Genomic DNA, 22,149 nt, shown 5'->3' on the forward strand with positions numbered 1-22,149 from the left:
TTTAAGTCAAGGCTCTGCATGAACACTGCTGCTCTTAAACTTAAATTAATGTCGTACCCGTCATTTCAACCGGCTTTTTTACATCGAGCAGACTGAGAATCGTTGGGGCAATATCTGCCAGTATGCCATCGTTTCTTAGTGTAACATGTTTGGACGTCACAATAAAAGGCACCGGATTCGTCGTATGGGCCGTATTACGGGTTCCATCCCCATTCGTAACCAGATCCGCGTTCCCATGGTCAGCTGTAATCAACGCAACCCCGCCTTTGGCAAGCACTGCTTCCACAACTCTCCCCATGCAGGTATCGGTAGCTTCAACCGCCTTGATCGTCGGCTCCAGCAAGCCGGAATGGCCAACCATATCGGGATTGGCAAAGTTCATGATGATGACATCCTGACGCTCCGCTTCAATCTCCTTAACCGCTGCTTCTGCAAGCTCATACGCACTCATTTCCGGCTGCAGATCATAAGTAGCTACTTTAGGAGAATTGATTAGAATCCGTGTTTCCCCAGGCAACTCATGATCACGTCCGCCGCTGAAAAAGAAGGTAACATGAGGATACTTCTCAGTCTCGGCAATACGCAGCTGGGTCAGGTTATTTTGAACCAGTACCTCACCAAGAGTATTGTCGAGGTTCTTGGGACTATACGCTACATAACCGCCAACCGTTTCACTAAAAAGTGTCAAGCATACAAAATACAGATCATGCGGCCACTTGTCTCCGCGGTCGAAGCTTTGAAAATCTGTATTCGTAAACACATTCGATAATTGAATCGCACGGTCCGGTCGAAAATTGAAGAAGATTACGGAATCCTCGGATTCAACCAAGCCCACAGGCTGCCCATCTGCCTTGACGATAACCGTTGGCAATACGAACTCATCGAATACGGAAGACGTGTAAGAGTCTATAATCGCCTGCAGCGGATCGGTATAATTTGGACCCTCGCCATAAACCATCGCACGGTACGACTTCTCTACACGATCCCAGCGCTTGTCGCGGTCCATGGCATAATAACGGCCTTGAACGGTCGCGATCTTGCCTACACCGACCTCTGTAATTTTGGCCAGCAACTGCTCCATATACATCTTCGCACTGTCTGGCGCTACATCGCGGCCATCGAGGAATGCGTGTATGTAGACGTCCTCGAACTGCTGCTTCTTGCAGGCTTCCAGTAAAGCGAACAGATGAGCGATATGGCTGTGAACGCCGCCATCCGACAATAAACCGTATAGGTGCAGCTTCTTGCCGTTCAGCTTGGCATGGTTGATTGCACCCAGAATCGTTTCGTTATCAAAAAACTCTCCATCGCGAATCGATTTCGAGATTCGAGTCAAATCCTGGTATACGATACGTCCTGCTCCGATGTTCAAATGGCCCACTTCGGAGTTGCCCATTTGCCCTTCGGGAAGGCCAACCGCTTCACCGCAAGCTGTTAAGGTTGTATGCGGATATTCAGCCATGTACCGGTCATAGTTCGGTTTGTTTGCTTGTGCAACTGCGTTGCCCATGACTTCACCCCGCAGGCCGAAGCCATCCATGATAATTAAAGCTACCGGTTTAGGTCTGGACATCTTACTTAGCCCCCTGAACAAGCTGCGTATAGGATGCAGGCTCCAGGCTCGCTCCGCCTACCAAGGCTCCATCGATATCCGCTTCCTGCATATATTCGCCGATATTGTTCGGCTTCACGCTGCCGCCGTATTGAATACGAACCGCATCTGCTACGGATTGACTGTACAAGCCAGCAACCAGCTCACGAATGTAGCTGATAACTTCATTGGCATCAGCCGCTGTGGACGATTTACCTGTGCCAATAGCCCAGATCGGCTCATAAGCTACGACTACTTGAGCCGCCTGCTCTGCACTAATTCCGGCAAAAGCAGCTTCCGTTTGTACCTTACATACGGATTTGGTATCGCCTGCTTCACGCTCTTCCAGCTTTTCGCCTACGCAAACAATCGGAGTTAAGCCATGCTTGAAAGCTGCATGTACTTTTTTATTAACGGTTTCGTCAGTCTCAGCAAAGTAAGCACGACGCTCGGAATGGCCGATAATGACGTAGTCCACGCCCAGATCCTTCAGCATTACACCACTGATTTCACCTGTGTAAGCTCCGTTATCTTCCCAGTGCAGATTTTGCGCACCGATCTTCAAGGTTGTGCCTTTGACCGCTTCTACAAGCGCAGGCAAGCTGATATAAGGTGCGCAGATTACACTGTCGACACCGTCAACCTCAGCCTGTCCTTTAATTTCATTAATGAAAGCAGTTGCTTCGCTTACGGTTTTGAACATTTTCCAGTTACCTGCAATGATAGGTTTACGCATATGTGTCACTCCCTGTATTTATTTATCGTTTAATGCGACAACACCCGGTAGAGCCTTGCCTTCCATAAATTCAAGAGATGCGCCGCCACCAGTCGAAATATGGTCCATTTGGTCGGCCAGATGGAATTTCTCAACCGCTGCTGCGGAATCACCGCCGCCAATGATGGTATAACCTTCAGTAGCTGCGCATGCTTGTGCAACGGCACGTGTACCATGGGAGAAAGGCTCGATTTCGAATACGCCCATCGGTCCGTTCCAAACGACCAGCTTGGATTCAGCAATCGTTTTGGCATAGAGCTCACGCGTCTTGGGACCGATATCAATGCCTTCCCAATCTGCAGGAATTTCGTTGACAGCAACTACACGGGTATTAGCCTTCGCGCTAAAATCGTCAGCTACAATAATATCAACTGGAATCAGGAAGTTCACGCCTTTTTCCTTTGCTGTTTCAAGGAAGCTCAGTGCAAGCTCCAACTTGCTGTTGTCTACCAAAGATTTACCGATTTCGTTTCCTTGAGCTTTCAGGAATGTATAGGACAAACCGCCGCCAATGATGATATTGTCAGCAATGTTCAGCAGGTTCGTAATCACATTGATTTTATCCTTAACCTTGGAGCCACCAACAATCGCAGTGAACGGACGCTCAGGATTGTGCAAGGCTTTACCCAATACTTCTAGTTCCTTCTCCATCAATAGTCCGGATACAGCAGGCAAATGATGAGCGATGCCTTCAGTCGAAGCATGCGCACGATGAGCCGCGCCAAACGCATCATTGACATACAAATCAGCCAATCCTGCAAAAGACTTCGCCAGCTCTGCATCATTCGCTTCTTCACCTGGATAAAAACGCACGTTTTCGAGCAGCAGTACATCGCCGTCTTGCAGTGCAGCGACTTGTGCATGAACCGCTTCGCCAATCGCCTCATCCGCTTTGACAACCGACTTGCCCAATAACTCGGACAAACGTGCTGCAACCGGCGTCAAACGCAGCTCTTCAACTACTGCGCCATTCGGACGGCCTAAGTGACTTGCCAAAATAACTTTAGCGCCTCTTTCAGTTAAATATTGAATCGTCGGAAGTGTTTCGCGAATTCGTGTATCATCAGTAATGGCGCCGTTCTCCAAAGGTACATTGAAATCGACCCGCACAAACACTCTTTTGCCGCTTACTTCTACGTTACGTACGCTTTGTTTATTCATCCAGGAACGCCTCCTTGTGAGTATCTATTTATCTGCATACAAAAATTGTGGGTATGACTTTTGTGAAAAGCATCTTGCGGTAACCACAATGAGAAAAGCTCCGGAAGCCGGGGCATCTTCCCATTGTCTGTTAGCACAAGATAGTTCGTTCACAAGCTAATTGTCATAACCACAATGTGAATTACAGGCCTTTTTTCGCGATAAAAGCAGCCAAGTCTACAACACGGTTGGAGTAGCCCCACTCGTTGTCATACCAGGAAACAACTTTTACCATGTTGTCGCCAACAACCATTGTGCTAAGTGCATCAATTGTGGAGGAAGCTGGGTCGCCATTGTAGTCGCTTGATACAAGCGGCTCGTCGGAGTAGTTCAAGATGCCTTTCAAAGTGCTGTTAGCTGCTTCTTTCAAAGCTGCGTTCACTTCGTCTACAGTTACGTTCACTTTCAATTCAGCAACCAGATCCGTAACGGATACGTTAGGAGTAGGTACGCGGAAGGACATACCGTTCAGCAAGCCTTTCAGCTCAGGCAATACCAGAGAAACTGCTTTGGCTGCGCCTGTTGTGGAAGGAATGATGTTCTCAGCGGCTGCACGAGCACGACGAAGGTCTTTGTGCGGCAGATCCAATACGGATTGGTCATTGGTGTAGGAATGGATTGTTGTCATCATACCTTTAACGATACCGAATTTGTCATTCAATACTTTTGCAAAAGGTGCCAGACAGTTTGTTGTGCAAGAAGCATTGGAAATGATGTTGTGTGCTGCTGCATCGTATTTATCTTCGTTTACGCCCAGAACGATTGTGATATCTTCGTCAGTAGCTGGAGCGGAGATGATTACTTTTTTAGCGCCGCCTTTAATATGCAAGGAAGCTTTTTCTTTGGAAGTGAAAATACCAGTGGATTCAACAACGATTTCTACACCGTTTGCTCCCCAAGGCAGGTTTTCCGGGTTGCGCTCAGCAAATACTTTAATGGATTTACCGTTAACGATTAGTGCGCCTTCAGCGGCTTCAACGGTTGCATTGATTCTGCCGTGAGTCGTGTCATACTTCAACAAATGTGCCAATGTGTTTACATCTGTCAAATCGTTGATAGCTATGATTTCTACATCAGGATTACCCAAAGCTGCGCGAAACACGTTACGTCCGATACGTCCAAAACCGTTAATACCTACTTTTACCATTGAAAAAGCCTCCTAATAATGTGTATTGGATTTATGTCAAGACGGGCTATGCCCATCAAGATGTAGCATTTGCACAATCTCCATAGCAGCGGCTTCATCTGTCACAAGAATATCCTCATGTCCGAATTTCAGCACAGCAGCAATGGCCTCACCTTTACTTTTACCCCCAGCCACACCGATGACACAGTCCATTTCCTGAATGTCTTCAATGCGCAAGCCGACTGTAGGCATCTTATGCAGTATCTTCCCATCACGGTCAAAATAATACCCGAACGCTTCTGCCAAAGCCCCGTCCTGCTGTAAAATCGCTGTAGTCGACTCATCAACCTTACGCCGTCTTGCCATCAGCATAGCTTCTCCTATGCCATGAATAACGATTCGAGCGCCTCTGATGAAGGCAATGCTCTCCAATATGGAGCTGTCCTGCATCAAGGATTGATAAGCTTCCTCACCAAGCTGGTCAGGAACATGCAGCAATCGGTAGCGAGATCCGGTTTTTTTTGCCATTGTCGAAGCAATCGTATTCGCCTGGAAATCCATACTTTCTCCTAGCCCGCCGCGTGCTGGTACGAATACGCAGCGTTTGAGCGATATAGAGGAAGACAGGTGATTCGCGACTTCAGCCATTGTGGACCCACCGGTTACCGCAATGACCTCATCCTGGGTTACGTACTTGCGCAGAATGGCCGCGCCTACGAGTCCCAGTTCCTTTTTGGTGTGGGGTGAAAGTTCTGAATCGCCTGGGACAATAACAACCTGTTTCAGGTTAAAATGCAATCGAATCTGCTCCTGAAGATCAGCCAGTCCGAACAGCTCCTTGACTAACGGTTCGATTTGCTCGAGCAGTTGCCGACCCGTATCGCTGATCCGGATACCGGAAGCCTCGATTTCAAGCAGTCCCTGCGATTTCAAAAAATCGACCTCGCTGCGCATGATACGCTCCGTGGTGTTCAGTGAACCTGCCAGCGTCCTGCGGCCTACAATGCCGGATACACGAATGAAGTGCAGAATCGTATACCTTTTTTTCATCGTATCCAATAGATCGGGCAAAAGCTGTTTTTGAATATCGAGAATTTCTCTCATACTTTACACTCCCGCTATGCATTGGACTTTTTTTGTCCCACCACTACATTTTTCGTCCCACATCTTCCAAAAAAAAGCACTAAGACTTTCTTAGTAATTTCATTATAACGAATTGACTTGTTAATTTCAACAGCAATTCACAATTTGGTCAAAAATCATGTACCGACAAAACAAGGTTGCAATTTACTCCTGCATATCATATAATAACCCTTGCTCGTTCATTTTAAACTATATTTTTAAATGTGCGCCCGTGGTCCAATGGATATGACGTAGGCCTCCGAAGCCTGAGATCAAGGTTCGATTCCTTGCGGGCGCGCCATTACCTTCAACGAATTCGTGTTATTCACACAAACATCCATAGCCTTTACGATACGGTCATCAGCTTCAAGACTGCGTTGTAAAGGTTTTTTAATGCAGACCGTTTGACCTTTCTTGACCTTTGTTTATATTTCCGTTATGATGGTTATAGTGTTATCAAACATTCATGTACTTTTAGGAGGCTGCAGCTTATGAGTTTTATACCCATGGTAGTTGAACCCGATGCCAGAGGAGAGCGAGCGTATGACATATACTCCCGTTTGCTGAAGGATCGCATTATTTTTCTCGGTACGGCCATTAACGACCAAGTAGCGAATGCCATTATTGCCCAGTTGCTGTTCTTGGCCGCGCAGGATCCTGACAAAGACATTAATATTTATATCAACAGTCCAGGCGGTTCCATTACTTCAGGCATGGCCATCTTCGATACAATGCAGTTCATCAAGCCCGACGTTTCAACCATTTGCGTAGGTATGGCAGCTTCGATGGGTGCATTCCTGCTGGCTGCTGGTGCCAAAGGCAAACGTTTTGCGCTTCCGAACAGTGAGGTTATGATCCATCAACCACTTGGTGGTGCCGAAGGCCAAGCCAGTGATATTGCTATTCGTGCCGCTCGTATTATTAAAATGCGTGATAAATTGAATACAATTTTGGCAGAACGCACAGGACAAACCTTTGAACAAATCGAAAAAGACACGGATCGCGACAATTTCATGTATGCGGAAGACGCGCGGATCTATGGTCTGATCGATAAAGTCATAACCAAACTATAAGTATTACCCTATTTACATCGAGGGCCGTCTTTTCAGTAGCACAAGCTGCTGATGGACGGTTCTTTTTTTATTAAAAATAAAAGCCCTCCCCTTAATATGAAAGGGAGAGCCTTAAGCTAACGATTTGATTTATTATTTATCATCCAATGGAAAGAAGATCAGGTCAATCGGGAACGCAGACCCTGCTGGTGGTGTGAATTCAATATCCAAGGCTGCTTCCTCACCCGTCGTTCGGGCCAGAATCTGCATCCCGTCAAACGCGGTAATCACCCCTGATTGCGGTATCAGACTGATCTCACCATTGATTTTGATCGGTCCTTTAAATATACCGCCATACGCTAACAGCATGATCGCCATTTTTCTCGGCTTGTCCGAATGGATTTTGTAAACCACTCCATAATTGCCTTCGTTTAATACATTCTGCTTACGCATCGGATCGTAGCCCGGCTGGAACGGATCCGTCGTGCCATCACCGATAATCAAGCGGTTCGGCTTGGTGAACGAACTCGCATCTATATTCCATTTGACCTCTGACACCGGGAACGTCCCTCTGACATGCCCTGTAAAAGGAAGCAGCGGCAGCTGACTGAGTGTCGTTTGCGATACCTGGCTAGTAGCGACAAAGGAAAATTCAATTTCGCCATTCGTTTCTACGTCATAGAACAGGTTGACACCTTGGCCTGGATAAAATTCCGGCATTTGCGAATAGATAAAAGTTTGATTGGCTGGAATCTCCATCGAATCGCTCCGCGGATCATTCATCAGAAAGTCCACAGAGGCTTCATTACCGATCAGGTTGGCATACACAGAAGGCCACACTTCGCCCTTGTTCGTTGTTTTGATCGTAACCGGTTTGTTGGTCGTATTCTTGGCCAGAATCGCCAGAGTAACCTTTTCCTTCGTTCCATTGATGTGATCCGCGTATAGGCGACCTTTCCCATTGACCTTATCCTGATACAGAATGCCTTTTTCCGTAAATTCCTCCGGACTGTCACTCACCAGCAGCTTACGAGAGCTGTCATTGGTAACCTGCTTAGGCAGCTGTGGTAAGTTCCAAAAGTTACCCCATAGCGTACTCCAATCGGTTTTAATAAAACTGCCAACCGGCTTCATGTAGATCGGGTATTCAATCTCACTCAGATACACCTTATCTTCAATCGTCAGATTGCGCAGATAGGTTTCGCTTTTATTGCCATGTGCGTCCCATACCGTCAACGTGATCGGATACGTACCTGGTGAGAAAAACACCGATTCGTTGCCTTGCCACTCATATTTCACTAAACCTTCGGAATCGGGGTCATAGCTCAGATCGACATATTTGACTGGTTCGCCCATCTTATATGTCTGCTTGGCAAAATTGAATTTGGCCACTGGATTGGAATTGCCTGTATTCGGTATGTAAATCCCCGTTGGCGTTTTGGTATGAATAATTTCAACCCGGCGCAGCTCATCATTATAGGTATAACGTGCTCCCATATAATCAGCCAGCCAAGTCAGCTTAATTAACAGCTTGCCTTCCTTGCTGATCGCAGCAACGGAATCGAATGGGTTCAATACCCCGTTAATCCAAACTGCTTTGCGGTCACTGTCGAGCACAATGTTAAAGCCCGGTGTGGTCATTTCGATCTGACGTGTTACCGCGTTCCATTCTACCTTTAATCCCATCGCATCAGCCAAAGCTTTGGCAGGTACGAACATTTTGTCTTTGATAATGGTTGCAGGTGATTCCAGCATAATCTGCTTACCATTTATAAAAGCTTCTGCCTTATCCACATAAAGCAGCATGTAAGTCGTTGAAGTCGATTGCGCCGCAGATGCGGTGGACGAAATCAGAAGACTGAACAACAGGCTCATAACGACCAGCAGCGATAATTCTCTTTTCATCGGTTTCATTTCTCTACTCCTTCAATTGGGTAAAATAGCACGGGTCTACGCAGCAAAAAACCTTTCCACAGAAGAACTCGTCATAATAGACGCTCAGCTTCAGAAAAGGTTGCGCTTTTCTTGTTATGTTATAGGTCTTGGCTGTGTCACTGACAAGCTTCCTTAGAGGAAGCCAGTGACAATGGTTATTGGTTCTCCAGCTCTTCTTTGCTTACCAATGTGACTAAAGCGTTTACAGCCTGTTCTGCGTCCGAACCCTCGGCACTAATATAAACCTCAGTACCCGTACTGATGGCCAAACTCATAATGCCCATAATACTTTTGGCGTTTACTTTCTTCTCGTCCTTCTCAACAAAGATCTCGGAAGAGAACTTATTTGCTTCCTGAACAAAAAGCGCTGCTGGTCTGGCATGAAGGCCTGTTTTCAACTTCACAACTACTGGGCGTTTCGACATTCCAACCAATACCCCCTAAATCTTAAATTGCAAATGACCATTTAATTCAATGATCATGAAAAAGCGATTTTTCAACCATTATATCATTTTTAAATCCTTTACACTAGAACAATTGAAAATTTACATAAAATATCTGCATGAAGCACGTCCGCTCAAGCTTTTCGAATTTTTTCTGCCATCTCATCAATTTTGCGAAGCCTGTGGTTGACACCGGATTTGCTTACAGTGCCCTTTAGCAGTTCCCCGACCTCGGTTAAGTTAATATCAGGGTTTTGCATCCGCACCTCAGCTACCTCGCGCAATTTTTCCGGCAGGTTCTCCAACCCGATTTCTTTTTGGATCAGACGAATATTTTCGATCTGGCGTACGGCAGCACCGATAGTTTTATTCAAATTGGCCGTATCGCAGTTGACCAAACGATTCACAGAATTGCGCATATCCTTCATGATCCTGACATCTTCAAAACGCAATAAAGCTTGATGGGCACCAATAAGACTTAACAATTCAATGATCTTCTCGCCTTCCTTGATGTACAGCACAAAGCCTTTTTTACGTTCGATACACCGTGCATTCAATTCAAAACGATTGGCAAGATCACATAAAGCATGACAGTGCTCTTCGTACATCGATGAAATTTCCAAGTGGTAGGACGAACCCTCCGGATTATTAACAGAACCGCCTGCCAGAAAAGCTCCCCGCAAGTAAGCTCGCTGACAGCATTCATCCGGAATCAATGTCTCGTCAATACCCGGGGTAAACATAAAGCCTTCGGATACGATTCGCAGCTCGGACAGTATATCCTGGACCTGATTCGGAATCCGCACCATGTACACATTGTTTTTTTTCAGCCGCATCTTTTTACGAACCAGCAATTCGATGTGCACGTTGAATTTCTTTTTGAGCAAAGAATAGATACGACGGGCAATAGCTGCGTTTTCAGTACTGATGTCAAGGACGACTCGTTGATTCGTCAGCTGTACGGAACCGTTCATACGAATGAGGGCAGAAAGTTCAGCCTTTTCACAACAATCATCAGACTGAATTAAGGTTAGTTCTTTTTTCGTTTGTGCGGCGAAAGACACGGGGAATCACCTCTTCTTGTGCATCCAGCTCTCCACCAGCTGATAAATATGCTGACTAAGCTTTTCCGCATCGTGGCGCAGGTAAGTTCGGAATAAAATTAATTGATCTGCGATGACTTTATACCCTTGTAGAGTTACCTCATCGAGATCAAGATGAACGACCTTGGCACCCTTTTCTGCATATCGATCTTGGACCTGAGGAGGAATCTCCCCGTTATTAACAATAACATAATCGAACAGATCTTGCTCAACATGATCGTGAAGCGCCTGAATATGGTCACTCACACTGTAGCCATCCGTCTCGCCAGGCTGCGTCATCACATTGCAAATATAAATTTTGAGCGCTTTGGATTGAACTATCGTACGAGCGATTTCTGGAACGAGCAGGTTCGGCAAAATACTCGTATACAAGCTGCCGGGACCGAGCACAATCGCATCCGCCTGCTCTAGCGCTTCAATCGCTTCAGGCAGCGGGGATACATCGGCAGGTTCGATAAACACACGTTTGATGATTTTGCCTGCCTTCGGAATTTTGGACTCTCCGACAACGATGCTGCCATCGGTCATTTCCGCCTTCAGCACGATAGCGTGATTAGCTGCTGGAAGCACACGACCACGAACGGCGAATACACGGCTCAGCTCACGAACACCAGTTACAAAATCACCTGTAATATCTTGCATCGCAGCCAAAATTAGATTACCCAAACTATGGCCTGCTAATCCTTGGCCTTTCTGAAAACGATACTCCAGCATTTTGCCAAGCAGCGGTTCTACGTCTGCGAGTGCAGTTAGCACGTTGCGAATATCACCCGGGGGGACCATCGCAAGCTCCGAGCGCAGAATGCCTGAGCTGCCTCCATCATCCGCTACAGTCACAATCGCTGTAATATCCAATGGCTTTTCCTTGAGTCCGCGCAGCATGACGGATAGACCGGTTCCGCCTCCGATGACAACGATACGAGGTCGATCATTTCCCCCGTAAACATAGGTCATATTTTCACCTCAACCCGATCCCGCTCAGCGTCTCGGTGATTGACTCGCACGATCTCCGTTTCACTATTCCCCATCACTTTACCCAAATATTCAGCGATAGCCACGGACCGATGCTTGCCGCCTGTACATCCTATACCGAGTACAACCTGGCTTTTGCCTTCCTTCTTATACTGTGGAATCAGAAAGTGAAGCATATCGAGCAGTTTGACCAGGAATTCCTGAGTTTCACCCCACTTCATCACATAGTCATACACTTCGGAATCCTGACCCGTATTGGGCCGCAATGCGTCCACATAGTGGGGATTAGGCAAAAATCTCACATCAAATATTAAATCGGCATCAATCGGTATCCCATATTTAAAGCCAAACGAAATCACATTAATCGAAATTCCGTCTTTTTCGGTATGGGTGAACCGGGATACGATCTTTTCCTTCAACTGGGCCGGCTTCAAACTGCTAGTGTCAATAGCTTGCGTCGCCATACCCTTCAGTTCCTCCAGCAGCTTGCGTTCCTGCAGAATTCCTTCCAGTGGCGCACCCGCAGGAGCCAAGGGATGCTTGCGGCGGCTTTCTTTGTAACGTTGGACAAGCACCGAATCGGTAGCATCCAGAAACACAATTTCGTACTTTAAGGCCTGATTTTCCCTTAAAAAACGCAGAGACTCCGACAAGGATGTGAAGAATTCCCGGCCGCGCAAATCAATGACCAGAGCAACCTTGCCAATCCGGCCCTTTGACTGCTCAATCAATTCTGCGAATTTGGGAATCAGAACCGGGGGCAGGTTATCTACACAGAAAAAACCGAGATCCTCCAGGCTCTGCACCGCAATCGTTTTGCCCGCTCCGGACATACCGGTAATGATGACCAGCTTGCCAAGGGAATGCAATTCTTCCATGCGAGTTTCCTCCTAATTCAAGAATGCAGGTTCAAGCCTGCAGCTCCGACTACACCAGCATCGTTTCCAAGGGTAGCTGGAACAATATCTACGCCTTCTCTGGCTGTTTCCTGCGTGTACTCATGATAATACTTACGTATCGCATCGAATAAAAATTCGCCAGCCTTGGATACGCCACCACCAATAATAAAACGTTGTGGATTTAATACAACAGAAACAGCTGCCATCGATTTACCTAAATACATCGCAGCGCGGTTCACAATCCGCAAAGACACCTCATCACCGGATTTGGCTGCATCCAGCACATCTTTGGCTGTCAACACTTCGACTAATGCCAGCGACGTATGCTCGCCACGTTCGACCGCTTCCTTACCCATACGGATAATTCCCGTAGCCGAAGAGACCGTCTCCAAACAACCGTACATGCCACAGCCGCATCGAATGGCCTCAACATCCGGTACTACCTTTATATGACCCAATTCGCCAGCCATTCCTTTAAAACCTTGATAAATTTTTCCGTTTATTATAATTCCGCCGCCAACACCCGTACCTAAAGTATAGCATACCACATTCGGGATACCTGCTCCCGCACCGCTCCATGCCTCGCCAAGTGCAGCTACGTTGGCGTCGTTGTCGATTTTCACCGTTTTGCCGAGCTTTTCTTCCAGGATCTTCTTCACAGGCACATTACGCCAGCCCAGGTTAGGAGACAGCTTGATGAAGCCTTCAGGAATATCCATAAATCCGGCAATACCCGCTCCGATTCCAGCTACTTGCTCCCAATCATGTGATGAATCCGCAACGAGCTTACGTACATATTGCGCAATATTTTCCAAAACTACGTCCGAACCGTGCTCCGTTCCAGTCGGTCCTTCATACGTATGCAGCAGCTTGCCTGACTCATCGCAAAGGCCTACCTTGATCGAGGTTCCTCCCAAGTCGACTCCAACATAAACGTTCTTTCCCATTACCAGGTCACCTCATAAGCTATGATTGCATAAATCTTCATACCAACTATAAGCCAAGCCTAACTACAGGTCAAGGCAAAGGAAATTAAAAAAAGACTAAAAAACGTGGGTCCTGAACGCCCACGTTTTGTAGAAATTATAGGGACTGGCTCCAATCGTGAACCATATGACCATCCAAAAACTTCTCACAATCAAGTGCTGCCATACAACCACTGCCGGCTGCTGTAATGGCTTGACGGTATTTGCTGTCCTGCACATCGCCACAGGCGAATACACCCTCAACATTGGTAAGGGACGTGCCAGGTTTTACGATAATATAGCCAGTTTCATCTGTAGTAATTTGCCCAGCAAGAAACCCAGTGTTCGGTCTATGTCCGATCGCAACAAAGATACCGTCGGTTTCGATCACTTCTTCTGCGCCGGTTTCGTTGTCCAGTACCTTTAAGCCCGTTACTCCACGATCACCAGAAATAACAGCTACCGGCGTTTTGTTAAGTCCCCAAGATACCTTGGCATTCTCACGAGCGCGATCCTGCATAATTTTGGAGGCACGCAGCTCGCTGCGGCGATGTACAAGCTTCACATCCGTGGCAAAACGTGTCAGGAAGTTGGCTTCCTCCATCGCGGAGTCACCGCCACCCACTACAATTATTTTCTTGCCGCGGAAGAAAAACCCATCACAGGTTGCACAGGTGCTGACACCGTGACCGATACTTTCCTTCTCATTCTCAATACCCAACAGTTTAGCAGAAGCTCCTGTCGAAATGATGATGCTTTCCGCTTCAATATCGCCCAGACCTTCAACCGAAAGCTTGAATGGGCGGTTCGACAAGTCGATTGAATTTACCCAACCCGTCTTGAACTCGGCTCCAAAGCGCTCCGCCTGCTTACGCATGTTGTCCATGAGTTCGGGTCCCATAATACCTTCAGGGAATCCCGGAAAGTTCTCAACCTCGGTTGTTGTTGTCAACTGGCCTCCTGGCTCCGGTCCTTCAATAACTAGAGGATTCAGGTTCGCACGAGCCAAATAAATGGCTGCAGTCAACCCCGCAGGACCTGTTCCGATTACGATTGTTCTGTACATGATGGTATCCTCCTTCATCTTTTGCTAACAGCATCATCAGCATATTGTTAAACCTAAAATCTTCTTAAACAAAATAAAATTTTATTTAGCTTTATTATCAAAGCTGGAAAACTTCGAAAAAATAGTTTCCATTTTCTCTCGCAGGCCGCAGGCATCATCAATGATCTTCACATTTTTACTGATGGTTGTGACCGATACCTCGTATCGATGCGACAGCTCTTGATACGAAATAGCGCGACGATGCATTTTGGCCGTTAAATATTCCAAGGCCGCTGCCCAGCCTTCAACCTTTGAAATTTTGGGCGTATGATCCGGTGAGACACGAGACAAGAATTCCACCCACAGCGTCTGCAAATCATACTGCTGTACCATATCATAGCGGCGATCCATTTGCTCCAGCGCCATATCCATAATTTGCTGCCATTTGGGTTCCCAGACGGGCAAATTCGGAGAAAACGGGGAAGCAGGGACGACCAACTTCCGACCTTCCAGCACGGCTTCAACGGGCTCCTGAATACCGATACTGCGAAGCACGAAGATAGCTACTTTTTTCAAATAATCGTCTTCTCCAGGCTCCTGTACGAACTCCAGCAAGGCTTCCTTCACTTCATTGTCGGCTATCAAGCCAAACGCCTGAATAACCTGAAGCTTCGTTTCCGTGTCTCCGTGACGCAGTGCCCAGAAGAATGAAGATCTGACCAAAGGGTCACGCTTTAAATGATCCGGCAAGCCTTCCGTCGACTTCTCCAAACCACGGAACTGCTCTTCGAACGGAAGATGATAATGATAGCTCACCGAAGGTTTTTCTTCTTCATGACGTGACTTTTCAAGCATACTCAAATAGAACTTCGGTATGTCCGATCCAGGATCAAACTTATCCGCTTGCCGCCATTGGCGCTCAGCCTCGCCATACCGCTTCGTATGATAGGCCGCAACAGCCGTATAATGAAATAAACAAGGGTCTAGTCCAGCCTCACCCGTCTTCAACAATCGTTTGAACAGCCGATACGCAGTCTCATGCTCACTTAAGATACCCATTGTAGTAGCTAGTTTAAACACATGATCCTGATGAAACGGATACGTCTTGCGCAGCACATCCAGCAGCTCGCCAAGCTTATCCAAATCACCGAAATGCTGGTAAAAAATAGCAAGGTTGCACAAAGCATGCAAATTGCCATGATCCAGCTCCAACACCTGGCGAATCATGTCAATCGACTTGTCGAAATAACCCATGTAATAATAAGCCAAAGCCAAATTGTTGCGCGCAGCCATAAAGTCGCTATGTTTTTCTACAATATTCTCCAATATACGGACCGCTTCCGTAAACTTGCCTTCTTCCAGCAAAGCCCGTGCGCGATCGTGCTCGAACATGCCCTCACGGCTTTTGATTCCGGTCAATTGGGTCGGACGATCCAGCTCATAGGTAAGCAGCTCGATCATCTCTTCGGATTCCTCCAGGAATTGTCCGGATTCATCGTGCTCCAAATAATGTATAATCGCTTTTTCAGCCGATTCATAATTTTCCATATTGGCAAAATTGTTAGCCATATAAAAATAGCATTCCGTCATAGTCGGATCGACTTGATCCAGCACCTGCTGCAAAATAACATTCGATTCCTCGTAATTCCCCATCTCCGAGAGAAGCCCCGCCAAGTTGCAATGATTAACCGGGTTCTCCGGTTCATATTCAGCGGCACGACGAAAATACTTCAATGCCTTATCGTAATGATATCGGTCCAAAGACTGAACGGCTCGTTCGAAAAAGAATGTTGCATCCATTTTTATCGGTATCACTTTGTTAGGTTGAGTTTGGGCAGCACGTTTTTTCTTCTCCACTCGGCAAGGCACCTCCGGTTCCGTCTGGAATACGCAAAGAAATCAGCGTTAATCTACAAAAATTATAGCATACTAGCGAACGAATACATACGGATTAAGTCAATTTTAAATACCGCCATATTTAAACAGCGAACTGATCGAACCGCCGTCTTTAATAATCCGGATCGCATTGGACAATAGTCCCGCTACAGACAGCACCTTAAAGCGCGACGAGTGGTCCTGCGGTATCGCAATCGAATCGGTTATAATGACTTCCCTGATATTCGGGTGGTCCAGACGCTGCAAAGCAGGTCCCGAGAATACAGGGTGGGTAGCACAGATGAATACATCGTTGGCGCCCCGCTCCTTCAAGCCCTCCACTACGTTAACAATCGTTTTGCCTGTATCAATCAAGTCCTCCATAATGATCGGAGTTTTACCTTCAACATCACCGACTACATGAGTAACCGTAGCTTCATTGTGCGCATAACGCTTTTTGAACATCATAGCAATGGGTGCCTCCAGTACATTAGCCAAATTCTCGGCTCTTGTCACACCACCGGCATCCGGAGATACTACGATCAAATCTTTAATATTTTGGTTCTTGATGTGACTGCTTAACAAGTCCAGCGCCGTTAAATGGTCGACCGGTATATTGAAAAATCCCTGAATAGCCGGAGCATGCAGATCGATCGTGATCACACGATGAGCTCCTGCGGAATTTAGTAAATCCGCTACCAACTTGGCCGTAATCGGTTCACGCGGGGCAGCCTTACGTTCCTGCCGGGAATAACCGTAGTAAGGAATGACCAGATTGATCGTTCTGGCCGACGCACGTTTGGCCGCGTCCATCATCACCAACAATTCCATGAAGTGCTCGTTGATCGGATGGGAAAACGTCTGCACCAGAAACACATCACAGTTACGAATGGTTTCCTCATAATGACAGTAGATTTCTCCGCATTTGAACCGGGACAGCTTGATTTTGCCAAGTGGAACATCCAATTCCTTACAGATACGTTCGGCAAGTAGAGGATTGGATGATCCTGAAAATATTTTCAATTGGTCGCTAAACATGGTAACCTCCATCAACGGATTGTTTACATTTACAAAGATAAAATAAAAATCAACAAAAACTGCATAACCCTATTATACATGAAACCCATTGATTAAGAAAAAGTCATTTAGGTGAAATTGTGAAAATATGCTTGACCATTTTATGGATTCAGCTTAATTTCCCCATAATAAACCAATTACATCCGAAGCATCGTCCGCTGTCTCTGACGAAAAGTCGCGAGTTCAGTAAATCCAATGTCTTGTAGCAAATCAACAGCTTGGTCCAAGTACTGGGTGAGTCGATCAGGCTGGTGGGCATCAGAGCCTATTGTCAGCGGAATTCCTTGCTGATAGCAGTATTCCAGCATGCGGCGGCTCGGGAACATTTCCTTGACCGGCATCCGCAGTCCGGATGCATTAAGTTCAATGGCCATTCCAGCAGCACGTACTGCATCCAATGCTTGATTCTCCAGATGCTCAACATTTTGCTCCGGTTTGAATCCAAAACGCTTGATCACATCAATATGACCGATATAATCATAGAAACCGGTGCGAACTGCTTTGCCTACCGCGTCATAATACTGTACATATACGTCATAGGGGTCACGGCCGTTCCATTTATCGAGCTGGCGATAATCGGAAATATCCCATTCGCCCAAAAAATGGACAGAACCAATCACGTAGTCCCACGGATACGCACGGATAATGCGCTCAATGTCTTGCTCATAACCTTCAATGTAATCGCCTTCGAGACCTACACGTATATCAATCTGGTCCTTATATTGCTTCTGCAACCGGAAAGCTTCCTCCACATAACGCGGCAATTCGTCCATCGCCATCGCCATTCCCGGCAAATAGGTAGCGGGGTCTACATGGAGCAAGGGCATGTGATCGGATAGCCCCAGTTGGGTCAGTCCGAGCTCAACGCCCTTTTGTACATATTCCTCTAGCTCTCCGGATGCATGTCCACAGCGGACGTGATGAGTATGGTAATCGATGAGCATCGGAATCTCTCCTGTTATTTTTTTGAATGATGGCGACGATCCAATTCCATCATGAGCTCATCGAGCGGAAGCTTCGCTTCACGCAGCAAAACCAGCAGATGGAAAATCAAATCACTCGCTTCATAGCGAATTTCGTCGTTATCGCGATTTTTGGCGGCAATAATAACCTCTGACGTTTCTTCGCCGACTTTTTTCAATATTTTGTCGATACCTTGTTCAAACAGGTAGGTCGTATAGGATCCAACTGGGCGTTCAGCATCACGTTTGGCGATAAGAGCTTCCAATGAGGCTAAAATAGCAAAGCGATCCTTATTAGCAGAAGCGTCCGCAGCACCTGCAGTTTGTCCCTTGATCGGTACATTGTTAAAGAAACAGCTGTAAGCGCCGGTATGACAAGCTGGACCTGTTTGATCTACCAATACAAGCAGGGTATCACCGTCACAATCGTATTTTAACGCCTTGACCTTCTGGATATGACCAGAGGTCGCACCTTTGTGCCACAGCTCATTACGTGAACGACTCCAAAACCACGTTTCTCCCGATTCCACAGTCAGCTTCAAAGATTCCTGATTCATATAAGCCATCATCAATACTTCTTTGCTTGCAGCATCCTGGACAATCGCCGGAACCAAGCCTTGTGCGTCCCATTTAATAGCTGCGTTTAATTGCTCCGCGGATAACGGAAGCTGAACGTTCTCTTGCGCTTGCTGCTTACTATTACTCATCTGACTTCCACTCCCCTATGCTTCAATTGTTGCTTAACCTCTTCAATCGTCAGCTCTTTATAATGAAAAATCGTTGCAGCCAATCCTGCATCCGCTTTACCCTCGGCAAATACATCATAAAAATGATCTTTTGTTCCCGCACCACCCGAAGCGATCACAGGGATCCCAACACTTTCAGACACGGCGCGCGTCAAGGGGAGATCGAAACCATCCTTTGTACCGTCCGCATCCATACTCGTCAGCAATAGCTCGCCCGCACCCAACTGCTCGACACGCTTGACCCATTCCAGCGCTCTAATGCCTGTACTGTTGCGTCCGCCGTGCGTGAATACTTCCCAGTCTTCCCACTCCTTGTTATAGCGGGCATCGACAGCCACAACGATACATTGTGAACCGAACCGTCTGGCCCCATCCGATACCAACTGCGGATTGCGGACAGCTGCTGTATTGATCCCGATCTTATCCGCGCCCGCGCGCAGCAATCGCTTCATATCGTCAACACTGGATATACCGCCGCCAACCGTAAAAGGAATCGTGATCTCGCCTGCCGTCTTTTTAACAACCTCGATCATGGTCGAACGTCCTTCTACAGAAGCTGATATATCGAGAAATACGAGCTCATCTGCACCTTCCTGATCGTAGATCGCCGCCAGCTCAACCGGATCTCCGGCATCACGCAGATTAACGAAATTAACGCCTTTAACAACGCGACCATCTTTTACATCCAGACAAGGAATAATACGTTTTGCAAGCATCATTGATCTCCTCCAATCTTTAACAATCAAGCTAACGTTACTACAACGATTTACAGCTTGCTTAGGCCAAGAAAGTTACTCAAAAGCTGCATACCGATACTGCCGCTTTTCTCCGGGTGAAACTGCATGCCATATACATTGCCGCGCCCCACAATAGCAGTAACCTGTTGATAATAGTCCGTTACTGCCAATAAATCCGATGCTTGCTCTGGCAGTGCATGAAAGGAATGAACGAAATATACATGGCCTTCTTCGATGCCTGCAAACAACGGACTCTTTTGCTGAAACTGAAGTCGATTCCAGCCCATATGCGGAATCTTGTAGCTGCCCTGGAACCGGACCACCTTGCCTGGCAGCAGGTTCAATCCCTCGTAAGAGCCATGCTCCTCACTGCTGGTGAACAGCAGCTGCATACCGAGGCAAATACCGAGCAGCGGCTTGCCGGACTGTGCATAACGCACAGCTACTGCATCGAGGCGAGACTCACGAAGATGCTCCATCGCATCACCAAAAGCGCCTACACCGGGTAGGATTGCACCGTCTGCGGCCATAATTTCATTCTCATCAGATGTCACCAACGCTTCATAACCCAACCGCTCGACAGCTTTGCTGACGCTGTGCAGATTACCCATTCCATAGTCGATGATTGCGATCATACTACAGGACCCCTTTCGTCGATGGCACGCCTTTCACGCGCGGGTCAATGCTCGTCGCTTCGTCCAGTGCACGCCCTAATGCCTTGAAAATAGCTTCGATCATATGATGCGTATTTTGACCGTAGTGCACGATCACATGCAGTGTAATCCGCGCTTCAAGAGCAAATTTCCACAAAAATTCTTGCACCAGCTCGGTTGTAAAGCTGCCTACCTGTGCAGACGGATATTCGGCACGATATTCAAAATGCGGACGGTTGCTGACATCGATCACGACCTGAGCAAGCGCCTCATCCATCGGAATAAATACACTGGCATACCGTTTAATACCTCTTTTGTCTCCTAAGGCTTCGCGTAGTGTAGCTCCAAGACAAATTCCGATATCCTCAACGGTGTGGTGGTCATCAATATCGATATCGCCATTTGCCGTTACCTTCAGGTCAAATTGTCCATGCTTCGTGAATAAATCCAGCATATGATTCAAGAATGGTACATCGGTTTCAAGCTGTGATGTCCCTGTTCCATCTACGTTAAAGGATAGTTGTATATTCGTCTCATTCGTTTTACGATCAATATTTGCCGAACGTACGGCCTGCTGTTGGTCAGCCAATGGAATTCCCTTCTTTCTCAAGTCTGATTTGGATGGCTCTGGCATGCGCTTCGAGCCCTTCATGCTGGGCCAAACTGATAATTTTTGCACCATCACGCAGCAGTGCTTCCTTACTATAATAGATAACACTCGATTTTTTCATAAAATCGTCGATGTTGAGCGGCGAGGAGAACCTTGCGGTGCCATTGGTTGGCAGCACATGATTCGGACCGGCAAAATAGTCGCCTACCGGCTCTGAGCTATATGGACCGAGGAAAATCGCGCCTGCGTTTTCAATTTTGCTCAAATACTGGAATGGATCAGCTGTAATGATTTCGAGATGCTCGGGCGCAAGCTCGTTAACGGCTTTTACGCCTTCTTCTAGGGTTGCAACAGTCAGAATGGCGCCATTATCGCGAATCGACTGAGCAGCTATGTCACGCTTCGGCAAGGTGTCCAGTTGTCGCGCCACCTCTGCCTGCACGGCCTCAGCGAGTGCTTGCGAAGGCGTAACCAGTATGGCAGACGCCATCTCATCATGCTCAGCCTGAGACAACAAATCTGCCGCTACATAAGAGGCATCGGCCGTATCGTCGGCTAACACGACAATTTCACTTGGTCCGGCGATACTATCGATATCCACAACACCGAACACGTAACGTTTGGCCAGAGCAACGTAAATATTACCGGGACCAACGATTTTATCAACTGCTGGAATCGTGTCCGTTCCGTATGCCAGAGCCGCTACCGCTTGTGCACCACCGACACGGTAAATTTCGCTGACACCAGCTTCTGCAGCCGCCACGAGGATATGAGGATCAATACCGTCAACCCCGGCTGTTGCAGGAGGGGTGACCATTACAATTTCTGGAACGCCTGCTACCGTGGCAGGTATCGCATTCATCAGCACCGATGATGGATAGGCTGCTTTCCCTCCTGGTACGTATAGGCCAACACGCCGCAGCGGTCGGACAACCTGCCCCAGAATGCTGCCATCCGGCTGCAAATCCATCCAGGAAGTACGCTTCTGCTTCTCATGAAAGCTGCGGATCCGAACCGCGGCCTCACGCAGCGCTGTGAGAAAGCTCTCATCGACTGACGCATAGGCAGCTTCAATTTCCTCCTTGCTGACTCGCAGCTCCTGTACACTCACCCCATCGAACTGCTGTGAGAAACGACGCAGCGCTGTATCACCCTCGCTTCGCACAGCCTCGATAATAAGCTTAACCCGATCATTTTGCTCCTCTGAGCCATATTCAAGCTCGCGTCGCAGCGAAAATTCGCTTGCCGGCACAATTTTCAT

The 22,149-nt window shown here is 47.3% G+C and carries 21 protein-coding genes and 1 tRNA gene; 2 read left to right on the forward strand and 20 right to left on the reverse strand.

The genetic code is table 11. The features are described from left to right. Window positions 1-40: 40 nt before the first annotated feature. The 5 genes from gpmI to BK127_RS13265 all read right to left on the reverse strand — a co-directional run bounded on the left by gpmI (window position 41) and on the right by BK127_RS13265 (window position 5,796). On the reverse strand, window positions 41-1,573 hold the full coding sequence (gene gpmI / locus BK127_RS13245) for a 2,3-bisphosphoglycerate-independent phosphoglycerate mutase (RefSeq protein WP_076230549.1): 1,533 nt from the start codon (window positions 1,571-1,573) through the stop codon (window positions 41-43). 1 nt (window position 1,574) lies between these two features. Continuing rightward, window positions 1,575-2,327, reverse strand: coding sequence for a triose-phosphate isomerase (tpiA, locus tag BK127_RS13250; protein ID WP_076230552.1), 753 nt, complete (start codon window positions 2,325-2,327; stop codon window positions 1,575-1,577). An 18-nt stretch (window positions 2,328-2,345) separates the two neighbouring features. Then, window positions 2,346-3,527 carry a phosphoglycerate kinase gene (locus BK127_RS13255; RefSeq protein WP_076230554.1) on the reverse strand — a complete coding sequence of 394 codons (1,182 nt, stop codon included), beginning with the start codon at window positions 3,525-3,527 and terminating at the stop codon, window positions 2,346-2,348. Between the two features lie 181 nt (window positions 3,528-3,708). Then, a complete protein-coding gene (gap, locus tag BK127_RS13260; RefSeq protein ID WP_076230556.1) occupies window positions 3,709-4,713 on the reverse strand; it encodes a type I glyceraldehyde-3-phosphate dehydrogenase in 1,005 nt (334 codons plus the stop codon). 36 nt (window positions 4,714-4,749) lie between these two features. Beyond that, complete coding sequence (locus BK127_RS13265) at window positions 4,750-5,796, reverse strand: sugar-binding transcriptional regulator (RefSeq protein WP_076230559.1); 1,047 nt, start codon at window positions 5,794-5,796, stop codon at window positions 4,750-4,752. Window positions 5,797-6,040: 244 nt separating this feature from the next. Here BK127_RS13265 and BK127_RS13270 point away from each other — a divergent pair. Both BK127_RS13270 and clpP read left to right on the forward strand, forming a co-directional pair. Next, window positions 6,041-6,115: transfer RNA gene (locus BK127_RS13270), tRNA-Arg, on the forward strand. 190 nt (window positions 6,116-6,305) lie between these two features. Next, on the forward strand, window positions 6,306-6,887 hold the full coding sequence (gene clpP / locus BK127_RS13275; RefSeq protein ID WP_076230561.1) for an ATP-dependent Clp endopeptidase proteolytic subunit ClpP: 582 nt from the start codon (window positions 6,306-6,308) through the stop codon (window positions 6,885-6,887). A 132-nt stretch (window positions 6,888-7,019) separates the two neighbouring features. Here clpP and BK127_RS13280 read toward each other — a convergent pair whose 3' ends face one another. The 15 genes from BK127_RS13280 to hisD all read right to left on the reverse strand — a co-directional run bounded on the left by BK127_RS13280 (window position 7,020) and on the right by hisD (window position 22,149). Beyond that, complete coding sequence (locus BK127_RS13280; protein ID WP_076230564.1) at window positions 7,020-8,780, reverse strand: stalk domain-containing protein; 1,761 nt, start codon at window positions 8,778-8,780, stop codon at window positions 7,020-7,022. A gap of 176 nt (window positions 8,781-8,956) precedes the next feature. Then, window positions 8,957-9,226, reverse strand: coding sequence for an HPr family phosphocarrier protein (locus tag BK127_RS13285; protein WP_076230567.1), 270 nt, complete (start codon window positions 9,224-9,226; stop codon window positions 8,957-8,959). 152 nt (window positions 9,227-9,378) lie between these two features. Beyond that, window positions 9,379-10,308 (reverse strand): DNA-binding protein WhiA, encoded by a 930-nt coding sequence (gene whiA, locus BK127_RS13290; protein WP_076230570.1) that lies wholly within the window; start codon window positions 10,306-10,308, stop codon window positions 9,379-9,381. A 6-nt stretch (window positions 10,309-10,314) separates the two neighbouring features. Further along, window positions 10,315-11,301, reverse strand: a complete 987-nt coding sequence (locus BK127_RS13295; RefSeq protein ID WP_076230573.1) for a gluconeogenesis factor YvcK family protein — start codon at window positions 11,299-11,301, stop codon at window positions 10,315-10,317. Further along, complete coding sequence (gene rapZ, locus BK127_RS13300) at window positions 11,298-12,197, reverse strand: RNase adapter RapZ (RefSeq protein WP_076230576.1); 900 nt, start codon at window positions 12,195-12,197, stop codon at window positions 11,298-11,300. Before rapZ ends, BK127_RS13295 begins: the two co-directional genes overlap by 4 nt. Before the next feature lie 17 nt (window positions 12,198-12,214). Next, window positions 12,215-13,165, reverse strand: a complete 951-nt coding sequence (locus BK127_RS13305; protein ID WP_076230578.1) for an ROK family glucokinase — start codon at window positions 13,163-13,165, stop codon at window positions 12,215-12,217. Window positions 13,166-13,301: 136 nt separating this feature from the next. After that, the gene (trxB, locus tag BK127_RS13310) at window positions 13,302-14,249 is read right to left on the reverse strand and encodes a thioredoxin-disulfide reductase (RefSeq protein ID WP_076230581.1); all 948 of its coding nucleotides are present in this window, start codon (window positions 14,247-14,249) and stop codon (window positions 13,302-13,304) included. Window positions 14,250-14,330: 81 nt separating this feature from the next. Further along, window positions 14,331-16,085, reverse strand: a complete 1,755-nt coding sequence (locus BK127_RS13315) for a tetratricopeptide repeat protein (RefSeq protein ID WP_076230584.1) — start codon at window positions 16,083-16,085, stop codon at window positions 14,331-14,333. Window positions 16,086-16,190: 105 nt separating this feature from the next. Next, window positions 16,191-17,141 (reverse strand): ribose-phosphate diphosphokinase, encoded by a 951-nt coding sequence (locus BK127_RS13320; RefSeq protein WP_076230587.1) that lies wholly within the window; start codon window positions 17,139-17,141, stop codon window positions 16,191-16,193. A gap of 176 nt (window positions 17,142-17,317) precedes the next feature. Then, the gene (gene hisJ, locus BK127_RS13325) at window positions 17,318-18,124 is read right to left on the reverse strand and encodes a histidinol-phosphatase HisJ (protein WP_076230589.1); all 807 of its coding nucleotides are present in this window, start codon (window positions 18,122-18,124) and stop codon (window positions 17,318-17,320) included. A 14-nt stretch (window positions 18,125-18,138) separates the two neighbouring features. Next, complete coding sequence (hisIE, locus tag BK127_RS13330) at window positions 18,139-18,849, reverse strand: bifunctional phosphoribosyl-AMP cyclohydrolase/phosphoribosyl-ATP diphosphatase HisIE (protein ID WP_076230592.1); 711 nt, start codon at window positions 18,847-18,849, stop codon at window positions 18,139-18,141. Then, window positions 18,846-19,604 carry an imidazole glycerol phosphate synthase subunit HisF gene (gene hisF / locus BK127_RS13335; RefSeq protein ID WP_076230699.1) on the reverse strand — a complete coding sequence of 253 codons (759 nt, stop codon included), beginning with the start codon at window positions 19,602-19,604 and terminating at the stop codon, window positions 18,846-18,848. Before hisF ends, hisIE begins: the two co-directional genes overlap by 4 nt. A 50-nt stretch (window positions 19,605-19,654) precedes the next feature. Continuing rightward, entirely contained in the window at window positions 19,655-20,260 is a 606-nt protein-coding gene (gene hisH, locus BK127_RS13340) for an imidazole glycerol phosphate synthase subunit HisH (RefSeq protein ID WP_076230594.1), read from the reverse strand. A gap of 1 nt (window position 20,261) precedes the next feature. Beyond that, on the reverse strand, window positions 20,262-20,867 hold the full coding sequence (hisB, locus tag BK127_RS13345) for an imidazoleglycerol-phosphate dehydratase HisB (protein ID WP_256711291.1): 606 nt from the start codon (window positions 20,865-20,867) through the stop codon (window positions 20,262-20,264). Beyond that, window positions 20,860-22,149: a histidinol dehydrogenase gene (gene hisD / locus BK127_RS13350; protein WP_076230598.1), complete on the reverse strand. Its 1,290-nt coding sequence runs from the start codon at window positions 22,147-22,149 to the stop codon at window positions 20,860-20,862. Before hisD ends, hisB begins: the two co-directional genes overlap by 8 nt.

The sequence above is a fragment of the Paenibacillus sp. FSL H7-0331 genome, assembly GCF_001956045.1.